The sequence below is a fragment of the Streptomyces sp. NPDC088194 genome (genome assembly GCF_040702025.1).
In the GTDB taxonomy this organism is placed as follows: Bacteria; Actinomycetota; Actinomycetes; order Streptomycetales; family Streptomycetaceae; genus Actinacidiphila.
Genome location: NZ_JBFBIV010000049.1, coordinates 1 through 12,997, shown reverse-complemented (window position 1 = coordinate 12,997; position 12,997 = coordinate 1). Strand labels below are relative to the sequence as shown.

At 72.6% G+C, this 12,997-nt stretch carries 9 protein-coding genes and 1 pseudogene; 8 read left to right on the top strand and 2 right to left on the bottom strand.

The window, feature by feature from the left end; all coding sequences use genetic code 11:
* Positions 1–100: 100 nt before the first annotated feature.
* Both AB0399_RS25120 and AB0399_RS25115 read right to left on the bottom strand, forming a co-directional pair.
* Positions 101–1,546, bottom strand: a pseudogene (locus AB0399_RS25120) (threonine/serine exporter family protein); the annotation flags it as partial.
* Between the two features lie 157 nt (positions 1,547–1,703).
* Complete coding sequence (locus AB0399_RS25115; protein WP_329368092.1) at positions 1,704–2,468, bottom strand: VTT domain-containing protein; 765 nt, start codon at positions 2,466–2,468, stop codon at positions 1,704–1,706.
* A gap of 215 nt (positions 2,469–2,683) precedes the next feature.
* On the opposite strand from AB0399_RS25115, the gene AB0399_RS25110 reads away from it, so the two are divergent.
* The 8 genes from AB0399_RS25110 (at position 2,684) to AB0399_RS25075 (ending at position 12,953) form a co-directional block, all read left to right on the top strand.
* Positions 2,684–4,078, top strand: coding sequence for an ABC transporter ATP-binding protein (locus tag AB0399_RS25110; RefSeq protein WP_329368090.1), 1,395 nt, complete (start codon positions 2,684–2,686; stop codon positions 4,076–4,078).
* Between the two features lie 645 nt (positions 4,079–4,723).
* On the top strand, positions 4,724–6,031 hold the full coding sequence (locus AB0399_RS25105; RefSeq protein ID WP_366412873.1) for a hypothetical protein: 1,308 nt from the start codon (positions 4,724–4,726) through the stop codon (positions 6,029–6,031).
* Entirely contained in the window at positions 6,028–8,370 is a 2,343-nt protein-coding gene (locus tag AB0399_RS25100; protein ID WP_366412872.1) for a polysaccharide pyruvyl transferase family protein, read from the top strand. Before AB0399_RS25105 ends, AB0399_RS25100 begins: the two co-directional genes overlap by 4 nt.
* A 527-nt stretch (positions 8,371–8,897) precedes the next feature.
* Positions 8,898–9,353 (top strand): MarR family winged helix-turn-helix transcriptional regulator, encoded by a 456-nt coding sequence (locus tag AB0399_RS25095; RefSeq protein WP_328465342.1) that lies wholly within the window; start codon positions 8,898–8,900, stop codon positions 9,351–9,353.
* Between the two features lie 110 nt (positions 9,354–9,463).
* Entirely contained in the window at positions 9,464–10,867 is a 1,404-nt protein-coding gene (locus AB0399_RS25090) for a glutamate decarboxylase (RefSeq protein WP_329368086.1), read from the top strand.
* 35 nt (positions 10,868–10,902) lie between these two features.
* Positions 10,903–11,118, top strand: a complete 216-nt coding sequence (locus tag AB0399_RS25085; RefSeq protein WP_328465346.1) for a dodecin — start codon at positions 10,903–10,905, stop codon at positions 11,116–11,118.
* A 300-nt stretch (positions 11,119–11,418) separates the two neighbouring features.
* Positions 11,419–11,901 carry a hypothetical protein gene (locus AB0399_RS25080; RefSeq protein WP_329368082.1) on the top strand — a complete coding sequence of 161 codons (483 nt, stop codon included), beginning with the start codon at positions 11,419–11,421 and terminating at the stop codon, positions 11,899–11,901.
* An 11-nt stretch (positions 11,902–11,912) separates the two neighbouring features.
* On the top strand, positions 11,913–12,953 hold the full coding sequence (locus AB0399_RS25075) for a rod shape-determining protein (protein ID WP_329374204.1): 1,041 nt from the start codon (positions 11,913–11,915) through the stop codon (positions 12,951–12,953).
* Positions 12,954–12,997 lie beyond the last annotated feature (44 nt).

The following is a 12,997-nucleotide window of genomic DNA, read 5'->3' as shown; positions in this document are numbered from 1 at the left end:
TGCGGAAGGAGCCGCACCTACGCGGGGGCGCGGCCGACCCACCACCGACAGGTGGCCCCGAACCGAGAGAACGCACCACCCCGGAGGGGCAGGGGCACCCTCAGAACCCGCGGGTACGTTTCGCGGCGCGGCGGGGAGCGGAAGCCCCGGGCGCACGGAGCGCGAGCCGGGCGACCTCGTTGCCGAGATTGACCCCGATCGCGAGGGCGAGCGCGAGCGCGGCCGCCTTCGTGAGCTGGCTGAGCGCGGCGGACTGGTGGTGCTGGGTGAGCGCGAGCAGCCCGAAGTAGGTCGCGGAACCGGGCAGGAGCGGCCCGATGGCGGCGGTGACGTAAGGAAGGACGGAGACGAAGCGGTAGCGGGCCATGAGCTGCCCGAAGAGCCCGACCAACCCCGCGGCCGCGGCGGTCGCGGCGACCTGGTTGCCGCCCGCCCGCTGATGGAGCACCCCGAAGACGGTCCAGGCGACGCCCCCGTTGAGCGTGGCGACCAGCAGCACCTTCCGCTCGCACTGGAGCAGGACCGCGAACGCCAGCGTGAGCACCATCGCGGCGGGCAGCTGCACCCACGGCCGGTCGTACGCCCGCAGCGCCTGGTCCGGGTTGAGCCGCGCCCCGGAGTGGACCCCCGCGTAGAGGACGAGGGTGACCCCGATCACGATGCCGACGATGAGGTAGACCACTTCGAGCAGCCGGGCGGAGGCGGTGATGTAGAACCCGGTGAGGCCGTCCTGGACGGCGGCGACCAGCGCCCGCCCGGGCAGCAGCGCGAAGAGCCCACCGGTGATCACCGCCGAGGACTGCACGTTGGTCGCGCCCGGTATCCAGTGGCCGTACTGCCCGACCAGCACGCCCATCGCGGCGGCGGGCATCGCGGCGACCGCGAACTGGTAGAACTCCGGCAGCCCCCGCGCGGCCAGCAGCCACGCCAGCCGGTCGCCGAGCATCGCGGCGAGCGCGGCCAGTACGAAGATCAGCGGACCGCCGCCGACCAGCACGCTCGCCGCCCCCGCCAGCAGCCCGGCCGCGCCGGTGAGCACCCACGAGCTGTACGGGTGCCGGTTGCGGCGGATGTCGGCGAGGCTGCGGTACGCCTCCTCCAGCGTCACCTCGTGCGCGGTGATCCCGTCGACGAGGTGGAAGACGGCCGCCAGCCGGGTGTAGTCCGTGCCCCGCCGGCGCACCGTACGGCTCATCGTGTGCGGCGTCTCGGTCAGCGACGGCTGGTACGAGATGCCCAGCAGCGTGAAGGTCACGGTCGGCTCCACCCGGGCCAGCCCGTACGCGAAGGCCACCCCGAACATCGCCGCCTCGACGTCCTCGGCGCCCTCGCCGCCGGCCAGCAGCAGCTCCCCGATCCGCAGGGTGAGGTCGAGCACGCGCGGCACCGAACCGCCGCTCGCCGTGCCCGCCGCCCCCGGCCGGTCCGCGGGCGGTGCGGGCCGCTCGGTCGACGGCAGCCGCAGCATCGCCCGCATCCGGTCCTGCCACAGTCCGCCTTCGGGCGGCAGCGTGATCACGGGTATGCCGTCGGCGGGCGTCAGCGCGGCCCCGAGATCGACGGGGCCGGGGTCGGTCTCAGGGCCTTCCGGCCCTTTCGGCCCTTCCGACTGTCCCGGCCCTTCCGGCTGTCCCGGCTGTCCCGGTTCTCCCGGCCCTTCCGGTGACCCGCCGGACGGGCCCCGCTGCTCCTCGCCCAAGGCGTCAGCGCTTCGTCGCGCGGTGCCGCCCACCGCGGGAGGCGGTGGCGGCGATCGACTCGGCACCCAGGTCGGCGGCCGGCGCGGCCCCGTCGCCGGTCTCCAGGCCGGCACCCGTGCCCGTGCCCGTACCGGCACCCTCACCCGCGGCGGACTTCTTGCGCGAGCGCAGGAACTCGATGGCGACCGGGACCACGGAGACGAGCACCACGAGGACGAGAATCGCCTCGATGTTGTCGCGGACGAACGCGATCTGTCCGAGCCAGTACCCCAGCAGGGTGACGCCGGCGCCCCACAGCGTCCCGCCGATGATGTTGAAAGTCGCGAAGGTGCGGTAGTTCATCCGGCTGACGCCGGCCACGATCGGGGTGAAGGTCCGCACGATGGGCACGAAGCAGGCCATCACGATCGCCTTCGGCCCGTGCCGCTCGAAGAAGGCGTGCGCCTTCTCGATGTTCTCCATCTTGAACAGCCGGGACTCCGGCCGGGAGAAGAGCGAGGGGCCGACCTTGCGGCCGAACCAGTACCCGGTCTGCTCCCCCACCACCGCCGCCACCGCGATCAGCGCCGCGACCACGGCCAGCGGCTGGTGCAGGGTGCCGGACGCGACGAGCAGCCCGGTGGTGAACAGCAGGGAGTCACCGGGCAGGAAGAAGCCGATCAGCAGTCCGGACTCGGCGAACACGACCAACAGCACGCCCCACAGGCCGTAGGTGTTGATCAGATGGTTCGGGTCGAGCCAGCTCGGGCCGAGCGCGAGGTTCGTCACGAGTCAAAAGTATCAATCCAGTGTTGATACAAGCGTTCCGCAACCTACGAGTAGTGCACTACCGTCTGCGCAGCGTCAACCACGCATCTTCGCAAGTCTGGCAAGTCACGCAGGCCACACACGTCACACCCAACCGGCACCTGTGTGGCGCCTGTGAGCAAAACCTCCCCCCACGTGCCCCGTCACCGTGCCCGAACTACCTGGCGGCTCCCGTTATGACTCGCGCCATCACTCTGCACGAAGTTTCCAAGTACTACCCGAAGCAGCCGTCGCCGGCCGTGGACCGGTTCTCGCTGGACATCGCACCTGGTGAGTTCCTGGTGCTGCTCGGCCCCTCGGGCTGCGGAAAATCGACCGTCCTGCGGATGATCGCCGGCCTGGAGGACATCACCACCGGCGAGCTGCTGCTCGACGGCGAGTACTCCAACGACCTGGCTCCGGGCGACCGGAAGATGGCCATGGTCTTCCAGAACTTCGCTCTCTACCCGAGCATGACCAGCCGGGAGAACATCGGCTTCCCGCTGCGCTTCGAGATGCCCGGCGAGGAGCCCGGGCCCCGGGTGGACGAGACCGCCCGCATCCTCGGGATCGAGGAGATCCTGGACCGCTACCCCGGGCAGCTGTCCGGCGGTGAGCGCCAGCGCGTCGCGATGGGCCGGGCGATCTCCCGGCACCCCTCGGTCTTCCTGATGGACGAGCCGCTGTCGAACCTCGACGCGAAGCTGCGCGCGCACCTGCGCGCCGAGATCGCCCGCCTCACCCACGGCATGGGCGTCACCACGGTCTACGTCACCCACGACCAGGCCGAGGCGATGTCGCTCGGCGACCGGGTGGCGATCATGCGCAGCGGGGTGCTCCAGCAGCTCAGCAGCCCCCGTGACGCGTATCACCTGCCGGAGAACGTGTTCGTGGCCGCGTTCGTCGGCACCCCCAGGATCAACCTGCTCCAGGCGACCGTGATCGCTCCACTCAGCGGAGGGATGTGGATCGACTTCGGCCGCCAGCGACTGGGCCTGCCCGAGCCGCTCAGCTACGACCACCAGATGCTGCGCATCCAGCAGGGCCGGCCGATCATCGTCGGCCTGCGCTCGGAGGCGGTACGGATCGCCCAGCCCAGCCAGGCGCACTCCGGCGAGGTCGTGATCAGCGGGATCGTCGAGCATGTGGAGTACCAGGGCCATGAGTCGCTGGTGCACCTCAACACGGGGTCGCGGCCCGCGGTGGTGCCCGAGCTGGAGGCGCCCCGGCCCGCACCCGCGCCCAGGACCGGCAGCCGCCGCGCCGCGAACGGTTCCGGCGGCGGGGGTGGCGGCATCGGCAAGCTGGCGCAGAAGGCGGCCAGGCGCATCCAGGCGTCGATACCGGCGCGCGACGGTGCGGGGGACGGGGTACCGCCCCGGCCCAGCCAAGCGCCGGCTGCCGTGATCGACCGGCCCGCGGGGTCTCCGGAGACCCAGACCGGCGATCTCGTGGTCCGCACCGGCCCTGACATCCGCGTACGCCGCGGGGACCGGGTGCCTCTCCTGGTCGACCTCGCGCACCTCTACGTCTTCGACCGCGACGGCAACCGCATCTGCCCGGCCCCGGCGCAGCAGCCACGGCTGGAGTAGGGCGGGCCCCTGCGGGGTGGCCGCCCCTGACCCCCCGGGGTGCCCCTCCCCTCCCCGTCCCGGGACCACCCCTCGGTGGGTGGGCGGATGGGGGTACCTCCCGGGCGAAACCCTGAGGGGCGCAGTTCCCCGCGCCCCTGGGTGGGTGCCCCCTGCGGTGCGTGCTTGCCCGCCCGCCGGTGGTGGGCTTGTCGCGCAGTTCCCCGCGCCCCTGGGTGGGTGCCCCCTGCGGTGCGTACTTGCCCGCCCGCCGGTGGTGGGCTTGTCGCGCAGTTCCCCGCGCCCCTGGATATGTGCGGCTCCTCCGCAGCACCCGGCCACCCCGGGAACGGAGCAACCCGCACCCAACAACGACGAGCAACCCCAACAGGGGCGCGGGGAACTGCGCGCCCCATCACAGACGGACCGACCGACAAACACGCACCGCAAGGGGCACCCACCCAGGGGCGCGGAGAACGGAGCGAGCAACCGGGCACCGGGGGCACCCGGGGACGAAACGGCACCCGTGCGGCGGGGATGGGGGGACGTAAGGAGGGGTTCACCGGGGGTTCATGGGGGCGCCCTAACGTCCACATGGTGACGACGACCCGCGGGCATTGGTTCAAGCCACGTCATAAGGGCGCCCTGGGGCCGCAGGGAGGGGCCGTGGCGGCGAAGGGGAAGCCGGAACCGGCGCCGGAGAAAGCGGAATCCGCGGCCTCGGGAGTTCCGTGGGCCCCGGTCACCGTGGTGGAGTGCCTGCGGGCGTGCGCGCGGATGTGCGGCACGCTGACCGCGGTACGAGGCGGCAGCCCCCACCCGGAGCTGGCGAAGCACCTGATCCACCTGCCGTCACCCGACGAGCTGGGCCCGGACACCCCGGTGTCCCCCGCGGTGACGGACGACCTGCTCGACGCCCTCGTGGCGGCGGGCGAAGCCGCGGTGGCGGCCGGCGAGGAGGGCCACCGCCTCGCCCTGACCATCACGGAAACGGTCCTGCCGCTGCGTGAGGAATCCCGCCCGGCCTGGCGCCTGCGGGCCCGCGCCCTCGAAGCGGTGGGCGACTCGGCGGCCGCCCTCACGGCGTACGACCGCTGCGTGGAACTCGCCGGCCACGACGTCCACGCCCGTACCCGCGCCGCGGCACTGCGCGCGGCGCTCCCCGAACAACGCGCGCTCGCCGCCCTCCTCCCGGGCGCCGACAGCACGGCCGGAAACGTACCGGCCCTGGAAGCCGCCGCGTTGCGCCACATCGACGAACAACTCGCCGCCGTGCAGGCGCACTCGGCCACCCTCCCCCGGGTGATCGCCCTGTACGCGGACCAGCGCCGGCACCGCCTGCGCGCCCCGATTCCCGACCCGACCTACGGCGGCACCGGCTGGCTCGACCTCGGCGGCCTCCGCAACCGGATCAGCGGCCGCTCGATCTGCCTGGTCGCCAACTCCGGCACCGTCAGGGACGGTTCGCTGGGCGAGCTGATCGACTCCTACGACCTGGTGCTCCGCTTCACCTCCTACGTGATCGAGCCGGCCGCGACCGGCACCCGCACCGACATCCATGTCACCGGGCACCGGAAGGTCTTCAACTGGGACCGCCCGGTCACCACCCGGCTGGTCCTCGGCGACAACGCGGCGGCCTGGCGCACCGACATCCGCGCCCGCCTGGTGCCCGGCGCGCAGCGCCACACCGGCGACGAGTCGCTGCGCGCCCCCGTAAGGGGCATCGGCCGGCTCGGCGCGGACACCTGGCCGCACCCGCCGACCTGCTCGTTCGAGGCGATGTGGCTGATCGACTTCCTCGACGTCAGCCCGCGCCTCGACCTGATCGGCTTCGACTTCCACCAGACGTCCCCCTACCGCCTGCCGGACGCGATACCGGTCCCGGTCGCCTCCGCCGAGGCGAACTCCAGCCAGAAAGCATGGGTCATGGAACGCGCCAGAAACGTCGCAGGCCCGGTGATCTCGCTGCGATGAGCACCACCCCCCACGACCGCGAACCGGCAGGACCCGAAGGACCCGCGGGGCCCGAAGCCCGTTCAGCCGCCGCACCCGAGGCCCCCGCGCCCGCCCCCTCCGCCGCCGCGCTCACCGGCAAGCGGCGGATCGCCTTCGCCGCGTGGGTGGACGCCGACCGGCTGCCCGGCCTGCTGGCGCTGCTGCGCAGCCTCGCGCTGACCAACCAGACCGTGTGCGAGGACTTCCTCGTCCTGCACGACGGGCTGCCCGAGGGCGCCGCCGCCCGCATCGCGGCCCTGCACCCGCGCGCCCAACTCCGTTGCGTGCAGCCCGAGTCGGCGGCCCGTCTCGCGTCGTACGCGAAGGCCGCGGGCGGCACGGCCGAGCCGGGCGAGTACGGCGTGCTGGAGGCGTTCCGGGTCCGCGACCACGACACCGTGATCGTGTTGGACACCGCGCGGGTGGCGTGCGGCCCGCTCGGCCGGCTGCTCACGCTGCGCCGCGGCCTGGCGGCGGCACCGTACCGGGCGGGCGAGGACGGGCCGGGCACGGATGTGCTGGTGCTCCAGCGAGAGCACCTGACGGACGCGTTCTGCGCCCGGCTGGACGCGGTGGCGCTCGACGGCGGCCACCCGCGCGGGCGGGCCGCGGCGGGGGTGCTGGCGGCAGCGCTGGACGGGGAGTTCGTGCCGCTGGACATCGACGGGGTGTTCACGACGGTGGACCAGGACCCGGGTGAACCCGGCGCAGTATCAAGGGAGTTCGGGGCAACCGAGGACGCGGACGAGGCGGAAGCCGGTTTCCGGGCGGAGTTCATGGCGCTGCCGGGCGCCGCGCACCATGACCTGCTCGTGCACTTCGGCACCCCGCACACCGCCAGGACCGGCGACGTCGGCTGCGCCCGCCGGGTCGCGGCCTCGCACATCGCCGCGGGCGAGTACCAGGACGCGGTGGACCTGCTCGGTTCGGTGCGCATCCCGGCGGACGACGCGTGGCCGCACGAGGTCTACGGCCAGGCGCTGATGAGCGTCTCCCGCGACGACGAGGCGCGGGCGCACCTGCGGCTGGCCACCGCCTCCCCCAACTGGGCGCCGCCCGCCTTCGCCCGGCTGGCCCAGATCGCCTGGGTGCGCGGAGACGACGACGCCGCACGGGAGTTGGCGCTCGCCGGGCTCGACGCGGACCCGACCCACCGGCCGTGCCGGCAGATGCTGCTGCGGACCGCCGCCGGCGACGGCCCCGCCGGGCAGTCCGACGCGCCCGAACCCGTCGACCGGCGCGAGCAGTTGGCGCATGTCGCGTTCTACATGCCGCAGCAGGGCAACGCGGGCGACAAGGTGCTGCCCGAGGCCGTACGGCTCGCGTTCGGCCCCGACGCGGGCCCGCGCCGCTGGCACTCCGTCCACGCCCACCGGCTCTTCGACGAGGCCGCGCTGGAACGGGTCAACTCCCGGCGCGGGCTGGTGATCGGCGGCGGCGGGCTGTTCCTGCCCGACACCATGCCCAACGGCAACAGCGCCTGGCAGTGGAACGTCCCCGACGACCTGCTGGAGCGGATCGAGGTGCCCATCGCGGTCTACGCGGTCGGCTTCAACGTCTTCGACGGCCAGTCCTACCGGCACGACCGGTTCCGCACGGCGCTGCGCCGGCTCGCCGAGCGGGCGGTCTTCTTCGGCCTGCGCAACCACGGCTCCATCGCGCAGGTGCGCCGCCTGCTGCCGCCCGAACTCCACGACAAGGTGCGCTTCCAGCCCTGCCCCACCACGGTCACCCGCCACCTGGTCCCCGGCTGGACCGACCCCGAGCGACGTGACGAGACCATCCTGCTCAACGCCGCGTACGACCGCGCGGGGCTGCGCTTCGGCCACGACTACGGCCACTTCCTCGCCGAACTCGCCACCTCCATACGGACATTGGGCGCCCACGCCGAAGTACGCTGCGTCGCCCACACGGTCGAGGACGAGCGGATCGCGTACGACCTGCGGCGCGAGCACGGCGTCACGATGCCCGTCGTACCCATGTACGACTTCGACAACGACCAGATCCGCGCGACCTATGCCCGTACCAAGCTGGTGATCGGCATGCGCGGACACGCCGGGATGGTCCCGTTCGGCTGCGGCACCCCCGTCATCAGTCTCATCTCCCACCCCAAGATGGCGTATTTCCTCGCGGACATCGAACGCCCCGAGTGGGGTGTGTCCGTCCACGACCGCGACCTCTCCGCGCACCTCACCGACCGCGCGACCGCGCTCCTCCTCAACCACGATGCGGCTGTCGCCGACGTCCACGAACGCCAGCGCATGCTGTGGGGGGTAACCCAATCCAACGCGGCCACCCTCCGCACCCTCGGGTTCTAACCACCCCTAAGTGGGTGCCCCTGCGGGGTGGCTGCCTCGCCCTCGCCTGACCGCCGGCTCTGGCTGAGCGCGCAGTTCCCCGCGCCCCTGGGTGGGTGCCCCCTGCGGTGCGTACTTGCCCGCCCGCCGGTGGTGGGCTTGTCGCGCAGTTCCCCGCGCCCCTGGGTGGGTGCGGCTCCTCCGCAGCACCCAGCCACCCCGGGAACGGGGCAACCCGCACCCAACAACGACGAGCAACCCCAACAGGGGCGCGGGGAACTGCGCGAGCAACCGGGCACCGGGCGGCACCCGGGGACGAACCGGCACCCCCACGGCGGGAAACCGAAGGGGCGCGGGGAACTGCGCGAGCAACCGGCCACCGGGCGGCACCCGGGGACGAAACGGCACCCCCACGGCGGGGAGCCGTAAGGACACCGCATCCTGTTGAGAGGGAGGGTCCCGGGGCGGGAAGGAGAGGGGCACCCGGGGGGTCAGGGGCGGCCACTCCGCAGGAGGTACGTGCGGGATGCACGGGCTAAGCTGAGGGGATGACCGAATCCACCGCCGGAGAGCAGATCGCCGAGGACTTCGGGGACATCGTCCGCCGGGAATCGCGCGCCGTGGTCTACGGCGAACTCACCGCGGGCCTGGGCCCGGCCCTGGACGAGGCCACCTACCCCGTGCTGAGCGGCCTCGCCAGGGGCGGCCCCCGCAGCGCCGCCCGCCTGGGCCACGCCATCGGTCTGGACCGCTCCGTGGTCAGCCGGCACGCCGACCGGCTCCAAGGCGCGGGCCTGCTCCGGCGCGAACCCGACCCCTCCGACCGCCGCGCCAGCCTGCTCGTCCTGACCGCCGAGGGCGAGCGCGTCGTGGCCCGGATGCGCGCCCGTCTGGCCGAGCGGTTCGACGCCTACCTCGCGCACTGGCCGCCCGCCGAGGCCGAGGCGTTCGCCCGCGCCCTGCACCGCTTCACCCAGGAAGCCCTGCTTCCACGGGAGTCGTAGGGCCTGCGGGCCGCGCGGATAGCCCGTAACGTCGTGCGCGTACGGCGGTAGGACCGTACGGGCCGGACGGCCCGACCGGTCACCGCTCCGCTGCCGGGAAGGTCCCCCGCATGTCGTTGCACAAAGGTTCGGGCTCCCCCCACGAGGTCTCCGTCAATCCGTTCTACCTCGGCGCCGCCGATCCGATCGGCGCCATGCAGACCGCCCCGCCCAAGCACCGCCTGCCGGACGGTCCGATGACGCCCACCGCGGCGTACCAGCTCGTGCACGACGAGCTGATGCTCGACGGCAACTCCCGGCTCAACCTCGCCACGTTCGTGACCACGTGGATGGAGCCGCAGGCCAACGTGCTGATGGCCGAGTGCGTCGACAAGAACATGATCGACAAGGACGAGTACCCGCGCACGGCCGAGCTGGAGCGGCGCTGCGTGTCGATGCTCGCCGACCTGTGGAACGCCCCCGACCCCGGCTCGGTCGTCGGCTGCTCGACCACCGGTTCCTCCGAAGCCTGCATGCTCGCCGGGATGGCGCTCAAGCGCCGCTGGTCCAAGCGCACCCCGGGCTACCCGGCCACCGCCCGGCCGAACCTGGTGATGGGTGCCAACGTCCAGGTGTGCTGGGAGAAGTTCTGCACCTTCTGGGAGGTCGAACCGCGGCTCGCTCCGATGAGCGGCGACCGGCTGCACCTGGACGCCGAGGCCGCGCTGGCGCTGTGCGACGAGAACACCATCGGCGTGGTGGCGATCCTCGGCTCCACCTTCGACGGGTCGTACGAACCGGTCGCCGAGATCTGCGCGGCCCTGGACGACTACGAGCAGCGCACCGGCACCCACATCCCGGTCCACGTGGACGGCGCCTCCGGCGGCATGATCGCGCCGTTCCTCGACCCGGACCTGGAGTGGGACTTCCGGCTGCCGCGGGTCGCCTCGATCAACACCTCCGGCCACAAGTACGGGCTGGTCTACCCCGGCGTCGGCTGGGCGCTGTGGCGCGACACCGAGGCGCTGCCGGAGGAGCTGGTCTTCCGGGTGAACTACCTCGGCGGCGACATGCCCACCTTCGCGCTGAACTTCTCCCGCCCGGGCGCCCAAGTGGTCGCGCAGTACTACTCCTTCCTGCGGCTGGGCCACGACGGCTACCGCGCGGTGCAGCAGTCCAGCCGGGACGTGGCCACCACCGTCGCGAAGCGCTTCGAGTCGCTGGACGACTTCCGGCTCATCACCAGGGGCGACCAGCTCCCGGTGTTCGCGGTCACCACCACGCCGGAGGTGACGGCGTACGACGTGTTCGACGTCTCGCGGCGGCTGCGCGAACGCGGCTGGCTGGTGCCCGCGTACACCTACCCGGCGAACCGGCAGGACCTGGCGGTGCTGCGGGTGGTGTGCCGCAACGGCTTCTCCGAGGACCTGGCCGACCTGCTGATGGACGACGTGGCCTCGCTGCTGCCCGAACTGCGCCGCCAGGCGCACCCGTTGAACCGCCCCGAGTCGGTGGCCACCGCGTTCCACCACTGAGCGGAGCCGCTCCCCCACACGAAAGGGACATCGTCATGGCTGACCACACGTACCGCGTCACGGAGATCGTCGGCACCTCGACCGAGGGCGTCGACGCCGCCGTCCGCAACGGCGTCCGGCGCGCCTCGCGCACTCTGCGCGGTCTGGACTGGTTCGAGATCACCCAGGTGCGCGGGCACATCGTCGACGGCGAGATCGACCACTACCAGGTCGGCCTGAAGGTGGGCTTCCGCCTGGAGGACGCGGAGTAGCCCGGCGGATCGTTTCCCCCGCCCGTCTCCCCTGCCGTCTCCCCGCCTGTCTCGGCGCCCGTATCCGTATCCGTCTCCGCGCCGATTTCCCTCGCGCCCCCGTACCGCGCCGCGTTGCGCCGTACGGGGGCGTTTGCCCGTACGGCCGCTGCCCGTTCGGCGCAACATCTCTCGCCAAGACCGACAATCCGGCAAATCCTTTTGTCATGAAGGCAGGTTTTCGCCCGGTTCGTGCGGTTGGGCCGCATACTCGGCCGGGTGGGCCCGCCGTGGACGCCGACGCATTCTCGGGAGCCCGCCATGAGCCAATCCACCGCAGCCACCCCGCCTCCCGGATCGAACCCGCCAGGCTCCACCGGCGGCCGCGACCCCCGCGACGACTCGCGCAGCGCCTGGGCGGCCGGCGGCGCCGTCTTCGCCGGGCTGATGCTGATGATCAACGGCGTGCTGGCGATCCTCGAAGGAATCGTCGGCATCGCCAAGGACTCCGTCTACGTGCGCACCCGCGGCGACTACGTCTACAAGTTCGACGTGACCGCGTGGGGCTGGATTCACCTGGTCCTGGGCGTCATCGCCCTGCTGGTCGGCTACTTCCTGCTGCGGGGCCTGGCGTGGGCACGGTTCATCGGCATCTTCATCGCCGGCCTGAACCTGATCGCGAACTTCATGTTCCTGCCCTACCAGCCGATCTGGGCGATCATCATGATCGCGATCGACACGTTCGTGATCTGGGCGCTGGCCACCTACCACCCGCGGAAGCTGCCGTACGGGAGCGCGCTGTGAACCCCAACGTGCTGTCCCCCAGCCTCGACCAACTGCGGCGCTGCACCATCGCGGTGGACATCGGCGCCGCCCGCACCCGGGTCCACCTGCGCGGCAGCGGCCTCGTGGTCGACGAGCCCAGCGTCGCCGCGGTGGACATCCGCACCGGGGCGCTGATCGCCGTCGGCAGGCAGGCGGAGACGATGTCCGGCCGCACCCCCGACCACATCCGGGTGGCCCGCCCGGTGGCCGGCGGCGCGGTCGTCGACATCGAGATGGCCCAGCGGATGCTGCGGCACGTCCTCGGCGACAAGCTCGGCCGGCGCTGGCTGCGGCTGCGCGGCACCCCCGTGATGCGCGCGGCGGTGTGCATGCCGCACGGCAGCGCCCCGATCGCCCGCCGCGCCGCCGTCGAGACGATGTACGGGCTCGGCGCGCGCCGGGTGGAGATGGTGGACACGCTGATCTCCGCGGCGGTCGGCTGCGGGCTGCCCGTGGAGCACCCCGAGGCCACGATGATCGTGGTGTGCGGGGCGGGGACGACCCAGGTCGCGGTGCTCTCGCTCGGCTCCATCGTGGCCGCGGAGACCGTACCGGTCGGCGGCGACGCGATCGACCGGGCGGTGGTGGACCACCTGCGCAGCAACCACGCGCTGATGCTGCCGAGCCAGGCGGTGCGGCCGCTGCACAAGGTGCTCGGCACGGCCGAGTCCGGCGGCACCACCACCACCGAGGTCTACGGGCGGGACGTGGCCAGCGGGCTGGCCCGCTCGGTCCTGGTCGAGACCGAGGTGGTGCGCAGCGCGATGCGCACCCCGCTCAACGCGGTGCTCGACGCCATCACGAACGTGCTGCGCCGCTGCGCCCCCGACCTCGTCTCCGACCTGGCCGACCGCGGGATCATGCTGGCCGGCGGCAGCGCGCACATGCCCGGGCTCGACCTCATGCTCCGCGAGGCCACGAACATGCCGGTGAACGTGGCGCCCAACCCCGACACGGTCGCCGTCCGCGGGCTCGGCGCGATGATCGAGGGGAAGGTCAGGCCGATGGTGCTCAGCCCGCTCACCGCGTGAGGCGGCCGGCTCGACCCACAGGCGGCCCCGGAGCTCTCGGCTCC

Coding starts and splice junctions, on each gene's coding strand:
- AB0399_RS25110 (WP_329368090.1), top strand. CDS start 2,684: ATGACTCGCGCCATCACTCTGCACGAAGTTTCCAAGTACTACCCGAAG.
- AB0399_RS25090 (WP_329368086.1), top strand. CDS start 9,464: ATGTCGTTGCACAAAGGTTCGGGCTCCCCCCACGAGGTCTCCGTCAAT.
- AB0399_RS25080 (WP_329368082.1), top strand. CDS start 11,419: ATGAGCCAATCCACCGCAGCCACCCCGCCTCCCGGATCGAACCCGCCA.
- AB0399_RS25100 (WP_366412872.1), top strand. CDS start 6,028: ATGAGCACCACCCCCCACGACCGCGAACCGGCAGGACCCGAAGGACCC.
- AB0399_RS25085 (WP_328465346.1), top strand. CDS start 10,903: ATGGCTGACCACACGTACCGCGTCACGGAGATCGTCGGCACCTCGACC.
- AB0399_RS25095 (WP_328465342.1), top strand. CDS start 8,898: ATGACCGAATCCACCGCCGGAGAGCAGATCGCCGAGGACTTCGGGGAC.